This is a genomic window from Micromonospora sp. C51 (assembly GCF_018070435.1).
Classification (GTDB): Bacteria; Actinomycetota; Actinomycetes; order Mycobacteriales; family Micromonosporaceae; genus Micromonospora; species Micromonospora sediminimaris.
In genome coordinates, this window is sequence record NZ_JAGPXQ010000019.1 from 13,610 (window position 1) to 30,922 (window position 17,313).

The window sequence follows — 17,313 nt, forward strand, 5'->3', positions numbered from 1 at the left end:
CGGGATGCGAATGAACCACCGCCACCACCACCGCAGGGAGCGCCCGTCCCGACATCCGCTGGAGGGTGCATGAGCAGGAGATCGAAGATCTACGCCGGCCTGGTAGCCGCGATCGTCCCGGCCACCGCCGTGATCGTGGCGCTGGGCGCGTCACCGGCCGGTGCCGCGGTCGGCGGTTCCGGTCCCTATCCCGCCGATTACGAGACCTCGGCCAGCCTGGCCAACCACACCATCTTCCGGCCCCAGACACTGCCGGCCGAGCGCCTTCCCATCCTGGTCTGGGGCAACGGCGGTTGCTCCGCCAACGGCCTGTCGCAGGGCAACTTCCTCCGCGAGATCGCCTCCCACGGCTTCCTCGCCATCGCCAACGGCGCGCCGAACGGATCCGGCTCCACCACCTCCCAGATGCTCACCCAGTCCATCGACTGGGCCGTCGCGGAGAACTCCCGGCAGGGCAGCAAGTACTACGGCAAACTCGACACGTCCAAGGTCGCCGTGGCGGGCTTCTCCTGTGGAGGTCTGGAGGCGTACGCCGTCTCCAACGACCCCCGGGTCACCACGACCGGCATCTTCAGCAGCGGCTTGTTGAATGATGCCGACGACTACCAGCTCCGCAGACTGACCAAGCCGATCGCGTACTTCATCGGCGGGCCCAGCGACATCGCCTACCCGAACGCCATCGACGACTGGGGCAAGCTGCCGGCCGGGCTGCCCGCCTTCATGGGCAACCTGAACGTCGGGCACGGCGGCACCTACGACCAGCCCAACGGCGGCGAGTTCGGCCGGGTGGCGGTGCTCTACCTCAAATGGCGGCTGAAGGGCGACACCACCGCCGGCACCAACTTCGTCGGCACCGACTGCGGCCTGTGCCGCAGCCAGTGGAGCGTCCAGCAGAAGAACCTGACCCTCGACGGTGACCCGCCCCCCACCACTCCGCCGCCCACCACCCCACCGACCACCACCCCACCGACCACCCCGCCCGGCGGTACCCCCGCCTGTACCGCCGTCTACGCGGTGCAGGACCAGTGGAACGGTGGATTCGTCGCCAACGTCAACGTCACGGCTGGAAGCAGCGCACTCACCGGCTGGCGGGTCACCCTCAACCTGTCGAACGGAGCGTCGGTCAGCTCGATGTGGAACGGTGTGAACAGCGGTACCAGCGGCACCATCACCGTCACGAACCAGAGCTACAACGGACGACTGGCCGCCGGTCAGACCACCAGTTTCGGATTCCAGGGCACCGGTAGCGGCAGCGGAGCCACCGCCACCTGCACGGGAAGCTGAGCCCTTACAGACCAGCCACTGGGCGGGCGGTGCTCCGGCACCGACCCGCCCAGTTGCGTTGCGGCCCATCTCGACGCGCTCGCGGCCTGATCCGTCCGAGCCATGCCGGGCACCGCCCCGGTCCGGCGCAGCCTGTCAGAGACCGCGGGCCTGCCGGGCCAGTGACCTGCCGACGAGGGCGATCGAGACCAGGGCGGCTCCGGCGAGCAGCAGCAGGTACGGGAGCGCGGACGCGAAGCCGTACAGCAGCGCCTCACGTAGCGCGGTCACTCCGTACGTCACCGGGTTGATCGCGGCCAGCCAGCGTTGCGGCGTACCCATCGCATCGATCGGGTAGAACGACGGGCTGGCGAAGAGCAGCACCGGCGCAAGGACGTTGATCAGAACGGTGAACCGCTGAAAGTCCTGTACCAGGGTGGCCAGCAGCAGGTACAGCCCGTTGAAGGCGCACGCCGCGACCAGCGCGCCACACAGCAGCGCGAACCACCGGTCGGCCGCCCAGCGTCCCTGAAACAGCAGCGCGGTCACCGCGAGCGCGGAGAGCGTCTGGGCGAGCACCAGCGCCGATCCCGCCAGCAGCTTGCCGAGCACGTACTGGCCTCGGGTCAGCGGATAGGACCACAGCTCCAGTGACATGCCGCTCATCCGTTCCTGAAACAGCGCGGTCCCGGACGTGGTCGCGGCAGCGAGCAGGGACGAAAACATCAGCGCCGGTACGGCGAAGTCGGCGTACCCGATCTGCTGTCCCCGATAGGTGACCGTGCCGATCAGGTCGGTCAGGGAGGTGGCGAACAACGTGATGTAGACCGCTGTCGGCACGATCGCCAGCAGCAGGTTGGTGCGGTTGCGGGTGAGCAGCAGGAACTCGCGGCGCAGGGTCGCGGTCAGGCCGGTGCCGTGCCAGGCGGGTGCGGCCGGCCCAGTGGTCGTGGTCATCGGGTCGACACCTCCGCGCGGGTCAGAGCCAGGAACGCGTCCTCAAGCGAGGAACTGGTCAGCGAAACGCTCTCGATCGCCACCTGACGTTCGGTGAGCGCGGCGATCAGCGCGGGCAGCCGGCGGCGTAGGTCATCGCCGGTGAGCACGAACACTTCATTGCGGTACTCGGGGGCAAGCCCGGCGAGCCGGGCGCACTCGGCCACCGCCGCCCAGTCGTCCGGGGAGCCGGTACGCAGCTCGGCCGTGACCTGGCCCGCCTCGTCCTTGAGCTGCTCGGAACTGCCGTCGCGCAGGATCCTGCCGTGCTGCACGACCAGGATCCGCTCGCAGTTGCGCTCCAACTCGTCCATGTGGTGGCTGGTCCACACCAAGGTCAGGCCGTGCGTCCGGCGCAGTTCGTCGAGCAGGTCCCAGACCCGACGCCGGCCCTGCACATCGAGCCCGGCGGACGGTTCGTCCAGCAGCAGCAGCCGGGGTACCCGCAGCAGTGCGCGCACCACCTGGAGCCGGCGACGCTGACCACCGGAGAGCGTGAAGACCAGGTCGTCGCTCTTGCCGGCGAGATCGAACTCGTCGAGCAACGCGGCGGCGCGGGAGCGCACCCGGCGCCAGCTCAGCCCGCGGAACCCGGCGGCGATCCGCAGGTTGTCCCGCACGGTGAGCATCATGTCGAACGGGCCGCTCTGGTGGACCACGGCGAGGTCCCGCTGCGCCGCGCCGGCGGGGGCGGCACCGTGCACCAGTATCTGACCGGAGGTGGGCGGCGAGACACCGCAGACGAGCTTCAGCAGGGTGGTCTTCCCGGCGCCGTTCGGCCCGAGCAGCCCGATCGACTGCCCGGACGGCACGCTGAAGGTCATCCGGTCCACGGCCGGCGTCGACGCACCCGGGTAGGTCTTGGTCAGGGCAATCGCGGTCACTGCGTCCTCGGTCACCGCACCGTCCCCTCGCTGTGGCCGAGCGTCTCGGCGACGGCCCGGACCGCGTCGTCCGCGCCCACGTCGGACAGCGGGTGACCGGCACGCACATGCAGGTGGACCGCGTCCGGCGGCAGCACCGGCAGGCCACCGGGGTCGTACCCGGTCCGGCTGGCACCGGTGCGCCCGAACCGGACCCCGATCACCACGGTCAGCGGACCGGGAGGGGCGCTGCGGAGAGCGGTGAGCGGTCGCACGGCGGCAGCCGACACCCCGGCGATCGTGCCGGTGACCGAGCGCAACGCGGCGGCGAGTTCGGCCGGCGCGATCTGGCGCAGGCGTACGCCCGGCGGCGCGACCGCCGCCCGGTCGCCGACCACCCACACGGTCGCTTCGGCGGCGGCTGCCGACGCCGGTGCGGGCGGTGCCACCGGGTCGGGGACCCCGGTGACCCGGCCGAGCAACGCTGCCGCGGCGACCGGTGGGTCGAACAGTGGTTTGTTGTCACCGGCCGTGATCAGGTGGTCGTCGCGTAGCTCGATCACCCGGTGCACGATGACGCTGTCCTGATGCCGGTACGCGACCACGTCGCCGGGCCGGATCCGCGGCCAGGCGGCCGGTTCGACAGTCACGACCGAGCCCGGGTCGATGGCTGGCCACATGCTCGAACCGGTCACCGGGATGCGAGCCGTCCGGCCGGCGGAAAGAGCATGTGCGATCAGGTCGGCGAACCCGGCGACGGCCGTGGTCATCGGCCCGCCTCCGCAGGCCGGCTGGGATCGAGCATGCCCAGCTGGCCCAACTCGGTGACGAACTCCCGGACGTCCCGGTCGATCAGCCGCCGGTCGTGCTCGTCCTGCGCGTCGAACTCGGTGGCCAGGTCACGCACCACGTCGTCGATCTGAGCACCGTTGGCGAGCTTGCGCCAGATCCGCGCGGCGGTCGCGTTCAAGGTCTGGAACTCTCCGGTGCCGGGGTGGTAGATGCGCACCTCGTCGTCGTTGTCCACCCACACCACTTCTGGATTCACGCTGAGCACGACGACGCTCCCGTCTGCTTGGTGAGCACCGGGAGGGCCCGGCGGTGGACCACGTCGGTGGGGTCGGTGTCGGTGCGCCAGTCGTCGTACACCGGGTGCACCGTGCCGTCCCGGATCAGCCGGGGCACCGTCATGGTGGACTCGTTCTCCAGCAGGTCGTTGCCGGAGAAACCGTTGGAACGCCAGATGTTGGTGATCATCGAGTGGCGGAGGATCCGGCAGTGGTGCCGGCTGTTGCGGGTGATCGATCCGGATTCAGCCGCGTGGTACGCGCGGCAACCGCCGCCGCACGCGGCCCGGATGTAGCAGCGCCGGCAGTCGGCCAGGTTCTCGCCCTCGAACACGGTGTTGGTGCGCAGCTGGGCCAGCGCCGGGTTGGCGAACACGTCGGCCAGGCGCTGCGCGCGCACGTTGCCGGCCTTGTGCAGCGGGCCGGTGACCAGCTTGCACGGGTAGACATCGCCGAGCGAGTTGATGTAGATCTCGGTGCCGCCGAGCCCACAGTTGCCCCGGATCGAACACGGCTTCACCGCCTTGGGGCCCTCGGTGAGGATCTTCTGCGCCACCGGGTTGGTCCAGGTGAATCGCTGCACCTCGCGGTGGTGCTCCCAGGCGAAATGCACCCCGTCCTCGGCGCCGCGGCCGATGCCGGTGTGGTTCATCAGCCGCACATTGCCGAACTCGATGCCGTCCAGGAACGTCATGAGCTGGTCCAGGGCGTCGATGTTGTCCGGCGACACGACGTGGTTGATGTCGGGTCTGACGCCGGCTGCGTTGAGCAGCGCGAGCGCGTTGGCGGTGCGGGCGAAGGTGCCCTTGCCCCGGGTCCGCTCGTGGACCTCCGCCACACCGCCGTCCAGGCTCACGGTGATCTTGCGGAAGGTGTCGGCCATCCGTCGGGCGGTCGCCGCGTCCGGGATGCGGGTGCCGTTGGTGATGCAGTTGACCCGCAACCCTCGCGATCGGGCGTGGTCGGCCACGGTGAAGAAGTCCTGGCGCAGCATCGGCTCGCCGCCGGTCAGGATGAGCAGTTCCGCACCCATGTCGGCGATCTGGTCGACCAGATCGAGTGACTCGGCTGGCTCAAGTTCGCCGGGCAGCTTGCGAGTGGATGAGGCGTAGCAGTACGGGCACCGCAGGTTGCACCCGTCGGTGATCGCGTAATAGACCATCCGCAGCGCTGGCTCCGCCGACCGTACCCGGGGTTGCTGCCCGGGGAGATAAACAAGCCAGTTGAGGACCAGCGTCGCCAGTGCCCGTTCGGTCGCGGCCGGGTCGGCCGGGGGTGCTGAGCCGGACGCGAGCGCTCGGAGCACGTCCATTTCTCCGTCGCCGACGACCGCCCATGCGGCGATGCCGGGGTTCTCCACGAGATAGCGGTCCCGGCACTGGAAGTAGACAAGGTCGTCCGGGACGACCAGCGCTGACCACATCCCCGACAGCTGCATGACAAGATCCCCCTTCCGTGTTCCGAGCGGGGGCCACGGCAGCCGTGGCCCCCGCCACTGGTGTCGGCTGTTGTTAGTTGGCGTGCCCGGAGCCCGCGCCGGCCAACGCCCCACAGGCGCAGGCGCAGCCGAGCTGCGCCGCGAAGTCGGCCTTACGGATGCTGGGCTTCTCCCACTTGAGCATGTGGGCCCTCCTTTCGCGTGTCGCGGCCGGGCAACGGGCCACTCCCGTGAGACGCCCCGACCACGCGCAGAGGGTTGCTCACGGTGTCGGTGCGATTCCAGAGGGCAAAATTGATGTCTTGACAGGACAGTCACCCCGGGAGACGGTGTCGCACGTGCGTCCCGAGATCTCGGTGTCCGTGATCGACGACGACCGGATGCTGCTGGACGGCATCAGGGCATGGCTGGCCGAGGCCCCCGACCTGCGGCTGGTCTGCACCGCCGGGACCGTCGACGAGCTCCTCGCGTCCGAACCGGCTCCGGCCGAGGTGGTCGTGCTTGATCTGCTGCTCGCGGACCGGACCGAGCCGGTCGACAACGTGCGTCGGCTGGCCGTCCGTGACCGGCAGGTGCTGGTCGTCAGCGCCGTGCCGTACGTGACCCATGGCGTCGACGTGCTGCGGGCGGGCGCACTCGGCTACCTGACCAAGGACAACGACCTGTCCACCCTCGCCGCCGCGATCCGCGACGTCGCCCAGGGCCGGGTCGCCCATTCACCGGAACTGGCGTACGCCTGGTCGCACGACTCCCGGCCCGACCGGCCGAAACTGTCACCGCAGGAACAGGCCGTCCTGGTGGCGTACGCGTCCGGAATGACGCTGACCGCGGCGGCGCGTCGGGTCGGCGTCCAGCCGGCCACCGCCCGGCGCTACCTGGACCGGGTGAAGGCAAAGTACGCCGAAGCCGGCCGACCCACCTACACGAAGCTGGACCTGGCCAACCGCGCCCGGGAGGACGACCTGATCCGGTAGTTGGTCAGCGGCTGTCCCACACCAGCTCGACGCAGGTGCCGTCGCCGGGGTCGGAGAAGACCTGAGCTGAGCCACCGACCTCGCGCATCCGCTGCTTGATCGAGCGGCGTAGCCCGGAACCGGAGGTGGCGCGATCGGGCGTGAAGCCCAGCCCACGGTCGACGATCCGTACGGTCAGCGTCCGGTCGGTCCAGTCCGCGGACACCCATGCCCGCCCGGTCCCGGCGTGCCGCGCCACGTTGTTCAGGGCTTCCCGCGTCGCGTCGCCGATCCCGTCGACAATCGGGTCGGGGATGTCGTCCGGCAGTTCACCGATGAGCAGGTGCACCCGCAGGCCGAGCGCGTCCGCTGCCTCGGCCGCCTCGGCCAGCCGGGCGCCGAGCGACGTGGTCTGCTCCGGGCGTTCCTCGGCGACCAGACGCCGCACATAGTCGGCATCCCGACCACACCGGGCCCGGACCGCCTCGGTGCGATGGTCGAGACCGCCACGGGAGATCGCGGTGAGGGTGGCCAGCACCGTGTCGTGCAGGTGGCGGAACTGCCGGAGCCGTTCGGCGAACCGGGCCTGGCTGGCCGCAGCCGCGGTCTCGGCGGTGATCCGTCGGGCGGTGGCCGCGTCCACCGCGTCGGCCTGGGCGGCGAGATAGCGGCGCATGAAATGCAGCAGCAGGGCGAACCACAGGCTGGAGTTGACGTGGTTGAGGAAGCCGGACTCCAGCGGTGGCAGCCCTCCGGTGCGCAGGGCGATCGCGGCGACGGCGGCCAGCACCAGTACCGCCAACGCGACGAGCATCCGGGACACGCTCAACACCGCACCGGCCAGAGCCGCGGTGCCGAGTGCGAATTTCGCCATCCAGTTGGCGGCGCTCACCTCGAAGCCGTCCCGTAGGTTGGCGTTCGCCACGAAGAGCAGCCCGCAGGTCACGGCGATGTCGATGACGACGTGTCGGATGGTGAACCAGCCGCGCCGCCAGACCGCGACGGCCAGGACGGTGTTCCAGGCCACCACCACCGCCACCATCGTCAGGTTGAGTGCCGGGCTGCGGTAGTGGGTGACGCCGGTGGCACCCAGGCTCGACGCGGCGGGCAGCAGATAGCTGGCGCGCTGGGCGAACAACAGTACGGCGACGAACCGCAGAGCCCGGTCGAGGCCGGGCAGCGTGGCCATGGCACGGGCGTCTATCCAGCCCTGCCGGGCCTCGACGAAGCGCTGCCCCAGACGGCCGAGGAGCCCGCGTACGTGCCCGGCGGCGGCGCCGGCACCCTCCCCACGGCCCGTTGCCCCGCCGTCAAGGCGCGAGCCCGCTTCGCGGAGCGATGTGGGGCGGCGACCGATGCTCATGCGAGAAATCCTCGGTGAGCGGAGGGGGGCCTACAACGATCGACATTGTCGGGTGTCGGTCTGTCGACCGGGGTTTGAAGTCAGGGCAGCCAGCCTGGACGGACCAGACCGGCCTCGTACGCGAACACCACCAGCTGGGCGCGGTCCCGGGCACCGAGCTTGACCATCGCCCGGGACACGTGCGTCTTGGCGGTAGCCGGACTGACCACCAGCCGTGCGGCGATCTCGTCGTTGGACAGCCCGGTGCCGACCAGCGCCACCACCTCCCGTTCCCGATCGGTCAGCTCGGCCAACCGCCGAGGTGCGACCGGCGTGGCGGTACCGGCGGCGAACTGCTCGATCACCCGCCGGGTCACACTCGGCGACAGCAGCCCGTCGCCGGCGGCCACCACCCGTACCCCCTGAATCAGCTCGGCCGGCTGGGTGTTCTTGACCAGGAACCCGGCGGCACCGGCGCGTAGCGCCTCACCGACGTACTCGTCCAGCTCGAACGTGGTGAGCACGACGATCCGTACCCCGGACAGCTCCGGGTCGGCGGTGATCTGCCGGGTGGCGGCCAACCCGTCCACCCCGGGCATCCGGATGTCCATCAGGACCACGTCCGGAACGGCCTGCCGGGTCAGCCGGACCGCCTGCGCACCGTCGCCGGCCTCGCCGACGACGGTGATGTCCGGCTCGGCGTCCAGCAGCGCGCGAAAACCGGCCCGGACCAGCACCTGATCATCGACGAGCAGAACCCGGATCACGATGTCGCCTCCCGCGTCTGGTCGCGCCCCAGCGGCAGGGTGGCGCGCACCCGCCAGCCGCCGCTGCCGTCCGGCGCTGGCCCGGCGGTCAGCTCACCGCCCAACGCGGCAGCTCGCTCCCGCATCCCCGTGATGCCGTTTCCCGCAGGTGCCGGCCCCGGCTGCCGAACACCGCCACCATCGTCGTCGACCTCGACCACCAACGCATCCTGCCGATACCTGATGGTGACGGTGGCGGCGGCACCCGTCCCGGCGTGCCGGCGGATGTTGGTCAACCCCTCCTGCACGATCCGGTACGCGGCCCGGTCCACGGCCGCGGGCAGCGGCTGGACCGTACCGTCGATCACGGTCCGGGTCGGCAGCGCGGCGTCTTCGGTCAGCTCGGCGAGCCGGTCGAGCCCGGGCGCGGGGGCGCGCGGGGCGGCCTCGCCGGTCGGGTAGAGCGTGTTGAGCACCGCCTGAACCTCGCGCAGCGCCTCCGCGCTGGACTGCGCTATCGCGTCGAGCGCCGCCCGGGCCTGCTCCGGGTCGCGATCCATCAGGTGCAAGCCGACGCCGGCCCGCATGTTGATCAGCGAGAGGTGGTGACCGAGTACGTCGTGCAGTTCGGCGGCGATCAGCAGCCGTTGCTCGCTGGCTCGGCGGCGTTGCCGCTCCTCGGACAGCCGGCGCTGCTCCGCGATGCCGTTGTGGACCTCGGCGGCGACCAGGATGCCGATCTCGGTGACCAGGCCGGCACCGGCGATCAGCGCCAACGCCGTCAACCCCTGGCTCAGGGTGGCGCCACTGACCAGCACCCAGATGGCGTACGAACCGGCGGAGGCCGTCGCCACCAGCCACCGGTGGCCGGCGACCATGGCCACCGCCGCACCGATCATCGGCGCCAGCAAACTCACCCCGACCGGCCGATCCAGCAGGTGGTACGCCAGGGTGGCGGCGACCACGATCAGGAAATTCCGGCGCGGGAACCGGTGCCGGTCGGCCAGCGCCAGCCCACTGAACACCAGCAGCACGTATCCGACGACCCCGACGCTGGCGTGCTGCCAACCGGCGACGATCGCGGTGCCGACCGGCTGGGCGAGCGCGGTCAGCACCGCCAGGCCCGGCCCGGGCCGCGACTTCGGCCGCTCGCCGGGGGATGCCACGTCGGCAGCGGGGCTCGACCGGCTCATGTTCGCACTGTAGGCCGATCGGCGTCGACCTCGGCAGCCCCGACGGTGGCAGTGCGGCGTACTCCCCGGGGAGTAGCACGGTCCTCCCGCTGCCGCGCGGGGAGTAGCAGCGGTGCCGCCGCCACACCGACGCATTGCCCGACCCGTGCCGACAGGCTCTGTGGCAGAGCATTCGACACCCGGCGGCGAGGAGTTTTCGATGAAGGCGATCGTGCAGCACCGGTACGGTTCACCCGACGTCCTGCGGCTGCGTGAGGTCGACGTACCGACACCCGGCGACGACGAGGTGCTGGTCCGGGTGCGGGCGAGTTCGGTGAACGCGTACGACTGGCACGCCATGCGCGGCGACCCGTACCTGTCCCGGCTGACGTTCGGGCTCCGCCGGCCCACCGCGCCGGTCCGGGGCCAGGACTTCGCCGGTCGGGTCGAGGCGGTCGGCCGGGCGGTGACCCGCTTCCGGCCCGGCGACGAGGTGTACGGCGAGGCCGGCCCCGCCGGTGGCGCGTTCGCCGAGTACGTGTGCCTGGCCGAGAACCTGGTGGCGGCGAAACCGGCGAACCTGAGCTTCGAGCAGTCGGCGGCGATCCCGTTGGCCGGCACCACCGCCCTGGTCTGCCTACGCGACGCCGCCGAACTCCGGGCCGGACAGCACGTCCTGATCAACGGGGCGTCCGGCGGGGTGGGCACCTTCGCGGTGCAGTTGGCCAAGGCGTACGGCGCACAGGTGACCGCGGTGTGCCGGACCCGCAACATCGAGCTGGTCCGCTCGCTCGGTGCGGATCATGTCGTCGACTACACCAGGGAGGATTTCACCCACACCGACGCCGTCCGCGCCGGCCGCCGCTACGAGGTGCTGCTCGATCTGGTCGGCAACCGGTCGTTGACCGACTGTCGGCGGGTGCTGACCCCCGACGGGACACTGCTGCTGTCCGGCGGCGGCGTGTTCACCGGCGGCAGTGTCTTCGGGCCGATGAGCATGCTGATCCGGGGGCCGCTGGTGGGGCGTTTCGTCCGGCACCGCATCGTCGCGCCGTTCGCGGCGGCAGGTCGGGGACACCTCGCGACGCTGCGGGAGTTGGCCGAGTCCGGCAGGTTGACCCCGGTCATCGACCGGACCTACCGGCTGGACGAGGTACCCGACGCGATCCGGTATGTCGAGACCGAGCACGCTCGCGCCAAGGTCGTAATCAGCATTTTCTCGGACAACTCACGGTGATCCAGCCCTCGTTTCACCACCGATCGGTGCTTGTTGCTGCAACGATGCAAGGCGTGGGAACTGCGAAGACTACGACGCCCGCCATCTCGCCCCTCACCGGCGAGCCGATCAAACCTGCCGATGCCGAGCGCCTCGCGGGAGTGCTGAAGGCATTTGCCGACCCGGCGCGGCTGCGGCTGCTCAGCCTCATCCAGTCGTCTCCGACGGGGGAGGCGTCCGTGAGTGACCTCACCGCGCCGCTCGGGCTTTCCCAGCCGACCGTGAGTCATCACCTGCGGATTCTGACCGAGGCTGGCCTGCTGGAGCGGGACAAGCGTGGCGTCTGGGCGTACTACCGCCTGGTGCCGTCCGCGATCGCCGCGATCGCCGACCTGTTGACGCCACCCCGTAAGCGGGCGGCGAAGAAGAGTCGCTGACGGGCCGTCGAAGACCGGCCTCCGAGCCGGCTGACCCGGTGCCTGTCCTGCGGCTCCGGACCGACCTGAACCTCGACCGGGCGTCCGCGTCGTAACTGATCACGCTGGCGCCCGCGCGGTCGAGCCGTTCGAGTGTCGGGCCGACGTCACTGAGCCGATGGCCGTTCTCATGGCCATCGGCCCGTCGGCGTTTCCAACCGACGGCGGATGCGGTGGCCACATTGTGGACGATTGGGCGAAAATTCATCGACGTTCATCTATAGTTTACCGAACGCGTGGATCCCGTCCCATCCATCCGAGTCAGGACAGAGCCATGAAACGCATCCCGCTGAGAGCCATTCTCCCCGTCGGGCTCGCGATCGCACTGATCGCCGGCCCACTGGGGGCGCCGGCAACCGCGCAGGCGACCGTACCCATCACGCTGACCGGTGCCAGCGCCACCAGCCCCAGCGCCGACGTCACCATCGCCGGACGGGCCGTGACGATCACCGCGCCAGGCACCTACGAGATCAGCGGCACCCTCAACGACGGCTATCTGAACGTCGACACCGCCGCCTCGGGTGCCGTGGAACTGATCCTGAACGGCGCCACGATCAGCAACTCCAGCAACGCGCCGTTGCAGGTCGCCGACGCCGACCAGGTCGTGATCACGCTCGCCGCCGGCACCACCAACCGACTCTCCGACGCTACCAGGTATGTCTATCCGGACCCGAGCACCGACGAGCCGAACGCCGCCCTGTTCAGCAAGGCGGACCTGCGGATCACCGGAACCGGCGCGCTCGCCGTGCGGGGCAACGCGTACGACGGCATCACCAGCAAGGACGGCCTGGTCATCGAGTCCGGCACCATCACGGTGAACGCGGTCGACGACGGCATCCGGGGCAAGGACTTCCTCGACATCACCGGAGGCAACCTCGACGTCACCGCTGGCGGCGACGGCATCAAGTCCGACGACACCGAGGCGGACCGGGGCCGACTCGCCATCACGAACGGCACCGTGCGGGTGAACGCCGGTGACGACGCCATCAAGGGCGAGAACACCGTCGCCATCTCCGGCGGCACCGTGACCGTCACCAGCTCCTACGAGGCGATCGAGAGCCGGCAGGTCACCATCAGCGGCGGCAGCGTCAACGTCACCGCCCGCGACGACGCGATCAACGCCGTCGAGGAGGGGTACGGCGACTTCGATGTGGCACCGAACGCGTTCGTCCGGTTCACCGGCGGGACCACCCTGGTCAACTCCAGCATCGACGGCATCGACTCCAACGGCTCGGTGACCTTCACCGCCGGCACGGTCGTGGTCAGCGGACCGAGCACCGGCAGCCCCGGTGAGGGCGCGATCGACTCGAACGGCCCGGTCCACTTCAACGGTGGCACGATGCTCGGGGCGGGGTCGACCTCGATGGCGGTGCTGAGCCTGCCGCCGACCGCCGGCCAGGGCTGGGTCGCTCCCCAACTGTCCAGCAGTCAGCCGGCCGGCACCCTGCTTCACCTGGTCTCCGGGGGCCAGGTGCTCGCCTCCTACCGCGCTCCCAAGAACTTCCGGGAGGTGGTCTTCTCCTCCAACCGGATCCAGCACGGACAGACCTACGAGGTCTACCTGGGCGGTAGCCTCTCCGGCACGACGATCGGCGGCATGGCCACCAGCGGCGGCAGCATCGCGGGGGCCACCCGACTGATGACCGTCACCGCCGGCCAGTACCGCGGCGGCCTGGTCGGCTGGCCGCCCGGCGGCCCGGGCTGGCCGCCGCCGACCACTCCGCCGCCCACCACCCCGCCGCCGAACCCGACCACTCCGCCGCCGAACCCGACGACCCCGCCGCCGAGCGCTGGGGGCTGCACGGCGACCTACAGCGTCGCCGGTCAGTGGCAGGGCGGCTTCCAGGGTGAGGTGCGGGTCACCGCCGGCTCGTCCCCGATCAACGGTTGGCGGGTGACCTGGACCTTCGCCAACGGTCAGACGATCAGTCAGGTGTGGAACGCGACCATCAACGCCAGCGGTTCGGCGGTGACGGCGACAAACGTCTCCTTCAACGGTTCACTTGGCGCCGGAGCCAGCGCCACCTTCGGATTCCTCGGCAGCTGGAACGGCAGCAACAGCGTACCGACGCTGACCTGCACCGCGAACTGATCGGTATCCACCGCCCCATCGGGGGAGCCCGGCACCACCTGGTGCCGGGCTCCCCTGGCCGTGGGCTGCCAGACTGCTTGCATGCTGCCCCCGCGCTGTCACGTCTGCCACCTCGAACCAGCTCAGTCGACGCTCGGCGGCGCGCGCAGCGAATTCGTTCTGGTCTACTTCGCCGACGCCGTCAACCCCCCTCCCGGCCGGGTGGGGCATCCGCCAGGTGCGGTGTGGTTCTGCGGGGAGCACGCGCCACTCGGTGTGGAACGGGAACATCTGGGCAGCGAAAGCGCATTGCGCGACATCGACACCGAGCTCGGCCGGCTGCCTGGACGACTGCCGAAGGTCGACAGTTGGCGCACCCCGGCGTCGGTCCGGGTCGGGGAAACTCTGTACGGCAGGTGTTCGCCTGAACGATGACCCAGCTTGGTGGCATCGTCCAGTAGAGACATGTTCATGTTTGCCTATGAGTGGACATCACCCCCATCACTGTCACCACGACCACCGACCCGCCGACGAGGTGCCGTACGGTCAGGTCAACGTCCCGCCGATGCTCGGCCGGCGGGCGCTGCTGACCGGCACCGGCGGGGCGCTGATGCTGGCCGCGCTGCCGACCTCGGCCCAGGCGGCCAGCACGACGATGGCCAGCGCCCCGACCGCGACCACGGCGGCGGGTGCCGCTCGGACCTCCCTGGTCAGCCAAGGCACGATGCTGGTCCACGCGGACATGCACAACCACACCGTCGCGTCGGACGGCGACGGCAGCCCCGAGGCCGCGTTCGCCTCGATGCGCGAGGCCGGTCTGGATGTCGCTGCGCTTACCGACCACGCCACCCTCTTCGCCATCGAGGGGATCAGCTCGTCTGAGTGGCGGACCACCGGTGACCTCGCCAACGCCGCGAACGACCCGGGTCAGTTCACCGCGATCCGCGGATTCGAGTGGTCCCATCCGTTGCAAGGCCACATCAACGTATGGAACACCTCTGACTTCGCCGACCTCTGGCGGGCCGGCAGCACCGGCAGCCTGTACCGCTGGCTGACGGGTCGGCCGGGCGGGCTGGCCAGCTTCAACCACCCCGGCCGTGAGCTGGGCCGGTTCGACAACTTCTCGTTCAACGCCTCGGCCCGCGACCAGCTGGTGGGGTTGGAGATGTTCAACCGTACCGACGACTACCTGTTCGAAGGCTGGTCGTCCGGGATGACGTCGCCGCTGGTGGCCTGTCTCAACGCCGGGTGGCGGCCCGGTCTCACCGGCGTCACCGACGAACACGGCACCACCTGGGGTTTCCACGAGGGCAAGGGGCGCAGCGGCCTGTGGGTCACCGAGAACACCCGAGCCGCGGTGTTCGAGGCGATGGCAGCCCGCCGTTCCTTCGCCACCCGCGTCTCCGGCCTGCGGGTGGATGCCACGGCCAACGGTGTACGCATGGGTGGCGTGCTGAACGTGACCTCCGGCGACGTGCGGTTCCTACTGGACCTCGACCGTGGGCCGGTCTGGGACGGAAAGCCGCTGCGGATCCAGGTCCTGCGGCCCGGTACCTCCGCGCCGACCGTCGTCGATGTCATTGACACGGTCAACGGTCGGGTCACCGATTTCACGGTGCCGCTCAACGTCGCCGACGGCGACTGGGTGGTGCTCCGCGTCTCCGATCCGTCGCTGCCCAACGGCACACCCGGGCCGGCTGGTCACCCGTGCAACGACTTCGGAGTGGCGTACACCAGCCCGTGGTGGCTACGCCCCTGAGGGCGAGCGTCCCGTCCCGGCGGGGGCCCGGGTCACGCGCGGCGGGCCGACGACTTGAGTCGCCGGCCCACCACGTCGCGTGTTACCGGACCCGTAGCTGCTGATGGAACCCAGCGGCGGGCGCGTAGTGCCGGTCACCGGAGTAGGCGACGTGGACCGGGTACACACCTGCCGACAATCCGGCGGTCGGCAGCTTCACCAGGGCCTTGCCGCCGGCCAGTGGCACCACGTGGGTGCCGCCACCGAAGGTGACAGTGATTTCGCCTGTCACCTTCGGCGCCTTCTTGTGCTGGGTCTGTGCCCGCACGTTGACGTGCAGCTTGAAGGTGCCACCACTGGCGATCGACGCCGGCGTGGCCTTCGCCTTGACCACTGTCCGCGCCGTGCCCACGGTGTCGACTTCCGACCAGAGGTGGTCGCGGGCGAAGATCGTGAACAGTTGGCTCGCCGTCATGCCGTCGTGCGCGCCGGGGACCTGGGTCGTCCTGGCCGCGTACCCCCGAGCCCGGAAGTTGTCCGCGATGGCGTTCTGGGCGTTGAGGTTGCCTTCGAAGACACCGTTGCCGAGGAACACGAAGAGATCGTCGTCCCCGACTGCGGCCGCGACGTTGTCGTAGTCCTGAGCGGACAGCGACGGGTTGCCGGAGAAGTGCCCGTAGTAGGCGAACGTGGTCGGGTAGCCCCTGATGACGTGGGCGCCCGTCATGCCGCCGTAGGAGAACCCGGCGTAGGCGCGGCCTTCCCGCTCGGTCGAGACGTTGTACTTCTCCTCGATGAGCGGAAGGATCGTCTGGACCAGGTTGTTGGCGGCGTTCGTCTGGTTGTAGGAACCGAAGCCGAGGCTGGTGCCGGTGAAGTGGTTCCCCATGGTGACCACCACGGTGGGCTCGATCTCGCCCTTGGCCGTCATGTTGTCCAGGATGTTGGGGACGTTCGCGGGGACCATGAAGTCGGTCTCGTCACCGAAGATGCCGTGGGCGAGGTACGCCACCTTGTACGGCTCGGCCCGCTTCGGGTTGTAGTTGGCGGGCAGGTAGACACCGAGGTAGTGGCCGCTGTCGCCGAGAATCGTGGTGTAGGGGATGTAGGTGACGGTGCCCCGCTTCTTGCGGTCCGCGATCGGGACTTCGTACTCCGCACGCTCCTTCAGCACCGGGTCGTTCTGCTTCTTGGCGTACGGCACGTACACGGCATCGAGTACGTCGTTGTTCCTGACCCGGAACGAGGACTCACCCGGGGGGCGAGGCTTCGTCGACGCAGGATCCCAGATGCGCTTGTTCTCCCAGCCCTGGGTGGGATCCCAGACCCGGTACCAGTAGCTGATCCCACCAGCGTGCAGCGGCAGCGAGACCGACCAGTATCCCTTCGAGTCCCTGGTCATGTCCCGGAGGAACTCGGTGCCTCCGGCGTGGTACCGCCCTGGTTGCCACTCCTCAGGCTGGTACCGGGTGTTGCCGGTGTCGACGTCGAGCAGCGTCAGGTCACCCGCCAGGCGAACCTGTGTCGCATCCGGGTTGTGGTAGACGAACGTGACGGTGTACCCCGTCGGTGAACCGCGATCCGGCTTGACGGTCGCACCCTCCACAACCGGGCGCTTGCCTGCGACGGCCGCTGGTGCGGAGAGGGTGGCGCTGGCACCAGCGCCAAGCGACATGATCGCGAGTATCGAGATCGCACGGCTGAGCCGGCGTCTTCCGATCGCATTCCTCATCTGGGACTACTCCTCTGTGGTCTCGCGCAGCCTCATTGGGATCTACAGCCTTTTTCGGACATTGGCGACCGAGGAACTTCCGCCTCACCTCCCGCCGCGTCCGTGCGGGGGGCGTGGCCGGGCGTTCGTCCGGTCCCCGGTGGAACACGGTGGGCGGGAGGCTCGACGCCGGGGTGTGGTCGGGAGGTGCCCGCGAAACGGGCTTGCGGTGCGGTGGTTGGACATGAGCCTCCTCCCGGG

At 69.9% G+C, this 17,313-nt stretch carries 17 protein-coding genes; 7 read left to right on the top strand and 10 right to left on the bottom strand.

All coding sequences use genetic code 11. From position 1 onward, the window contains the following. The first annotated feature begins 69 nt into the window (after positions 1 to 69). A complete protein-coding gene (locus tag KBX50_RS19230) occupies positions 70 to 1,284 on the top strand; it encodes a cellulose binding domain-containing protein (protein WP_210938562.1) in 1,215 nt (404 codons plus the stop codon). A 135-nt stretch (positions 1,285 to 1,419) separates the two neighbouring features. Here the strand turns inward: KBX50_RS19230 and KBX50_RS19235 are convergent, their stop codons facing one another. From KBX50_RS19235 to stsA, 6 genes are all read right to left on the bottom strand, one after another. Continuing rightward, positions 1,420 to 2,220 (bottom strand): ABC transporter permease, encoded by an 801-nt coding sequence (locus tag KBX50_RS19235; RefSeq protein WP_210938565.1) that lies wholly within the window; start codon positions 2,218 to 2,220, stop codon positions 1,420 to 1,422. Continuing rightward, entirely contained in the window at positions 2,217 to 3,158 is a 942-nt protein-coding gene (locus KBX50_RS19240; protein WP_210938567.1) for an ABC transporter ATP-binding protein, read from the bottom strand. Before KBX50_RS19240 ends, KBX50_RS19235 begins: the two co-directional genes overlap by 4 nt. After that, positions 3,155 to 3,892, bottom strand: coding sequence for a signal peptidase I (locus tag KBX50_RS19245; RefSeq protein ID WP_210938569.1), 738 nt, complete (start codon positions 3,890 to 3,892; stop codon positions 3,155 to 3,157). Before KBX50_RS19245 ends, KBX50_RS19240 begins: the two co-directional genes overlap by 4 nt. After that, positions 3,889 to 4,170 (bottom strand): PqqD family protein, encoded by a 282-nt coding sequence (locus tag KBX50_RS33400; RefSeq protein WP_210938571.1) that lies wholly within the window; start codon positions 4,168 to 4,170, stop codon positions 3,889 to 3,891. Before KBX50_RS33400 ends, KBX50_RS19245 begins: the two co-directional genes overlap by 4 nt. Then, positions 4,167 to 5,627: a StsB family radical SAM/SPASM domain sactipeptide maturase gene (gene stsB / locus KBX50_RS19255; protein WP_210938573.1), complete on the bottom strand. Its 1,461-nt coding sequence runs from the start codon at positions 5,625 to 5,627 to the stop codon at positions 4,167 to 4,169. The genes KBX50_RS33400 and stsB overlap by 4 nt, the downstream gene beginning before the upstream one ends. Positions 5,628 to 5,700: 73 nt before the next feature. Beyond that, on the bottom strand, positions 5,701 to 5,811 hold the full coding sequence (gene stsA, locus KBX50_RS33820; RefSeq protein WP_336245214.1) for a StsA family sactipeptide RiPP: 111 nt from the start codon (positions 5,809 to 5,811) through the stop codon (positions 5,701 to 5,703). A gap of 118 nt (positions 5,812 to 5,929) precedes the next feature. On the opposite strand from stsA, the gene KBX50_RS19260 reads away from it, so the two are divergent. Then, a complete protein-coding gene (locus KBX50_RS19260) occupies positions 5,930 to 6,601 on the top strand; it encodes a response regulator transcription factor (protein WP_247674022.1) in 672 nt (223 codons plus the stop codon). 4 nt (positions 6,602 to 6,605) lie between these two features. On the opposite strand, the gene KBX50_RS19265 is transcribed toward KBX50_RS19260, so the two are convergent. From KBX50_RS19265 to KBX50_RS19275, 3 genes are all read right to left on the bottom strand, one after another. Next, on the bottom strand, positions 6,606 to 7,943 hold the full coding sequence (locus KBX50_RS19265) for a sensor histidine kinase (RefSeq protein ID WP_210938575.1): 1,338 nt from the start codon (positions 7,941 to 7,943) through the stop codon (positions 6,606 to 6,608). A gap of 80 nt (positions 7,944 to 8,023) precedes the next feature. Continuing rightward, on the bottom strand, positions 8,024 to 8,689 hold the full coding sequence (locus tag KBX50_RS19270; protein ID WP_210938577.1) for a response regulator transcription factor: 666 nt from the start codon (positions 8,687 to 8,689) through the stop codon (positions 8,024 to 8,026). Then, on the bottom strand, positions 8,686 to 9,861 hold the full coding sequence (locus tag KBX50_RS19275) for a sensor histidine kinase (protein ID WP_210938578.1): 1,176 nt from the start codon (positions 9,859 to 9,861) through the stop codon (positions 8,686 to 8,688). Before KBX50_RS19275 ends, KBX50_RS19270 begins: the two co-directional genes overlap by 4 nt. A 199-nt stretch (positions 9,862 to 10,060) precedes the next feature. On the opposite strand from KBX50_RS19275, the gene KBX50_RS19280 reads away from it, so the two are divergent. The 5 genes from KBX50_RS19280 (at position 10,061) to KBX50_RS19300 (ending at position 15,362) form a co-directional block, all read left to right on the top strand. Then, entirely contained in the window at positions 10,061 to 11,077 is a 1,017-nt protein-coding gene (locus tag KBX50_RS19280; protein ID WP_210938579.1) for an NAD(P)-dependent alcohol dehydrogenase, read from the top strand. 44 nt (positions 11,078 to 11,121) lie between these two features. Then, a complete protein-coding gene (locus KBX50_RS19285) occupies positions 11,122 to 11,493 on the top strand; it encodes a helix-turn-helix transcriptional regulator (RefSeq protein ID WP_093411352.1) in 372 nt (123 codons plus the stop codon). A 313-nt stretch (positions 11,494 to 11,806) separates the two neighbouring features. Further along, positions 11,807 to 13,624, top strand: a complete 1,818-nt coding sequence (locus KBX50_RS19290) for a carbohydrate-binding domain-containing protein (protein ID WP_210938580.1) — start codon at positions 11,807 to 11,809, stop codon at positions 13,622 to 13,624. Positions 13,625 to 13,705: 81 nt separating this feature from the next. Next, positions 13,706 to 14,038, top strand: coding sequence for a hypothetical protein (locus KBX50_RS19295; RefSeq protein ID WP_210938581.1), 333 nt, complete (start codon positions 13,706 to 13,708; stop codon positions 14,036 to 14,038). A gap of 46 nt (positions 14,039 to 14,084) precedes the next feature. Continuing rightward, entirely contained in the window at positions 14,085 to 15,362 is a 1,278-nt protein-coding gene (locus KBX50_RS19300) for a CehA/McbA family metallohydrolase (protein ID WP_247674023.1), read from the top strand. An 82-nt stretch (positions 15,363 to 15,444) separates the two neighbouring features. Here KBX50_RS19300 and KBX50_RS19305 read toward each other — a convergent pair whose 3' ends face one another. After that, positions 15,445 to 17,016, bottom strand: a complete 1,572-nt coding sequence (locus tag KBX50_RS19305; protein ID WP_210938582.1) for an alpha/beta hydrolase-fold protein — start codon at positions 17,014 to 17,016, stop codon at positions 15,445 to 15,447. Between the last annotated feature and the right edge of the window lie 297 nt (positions 17,017 to 17,313).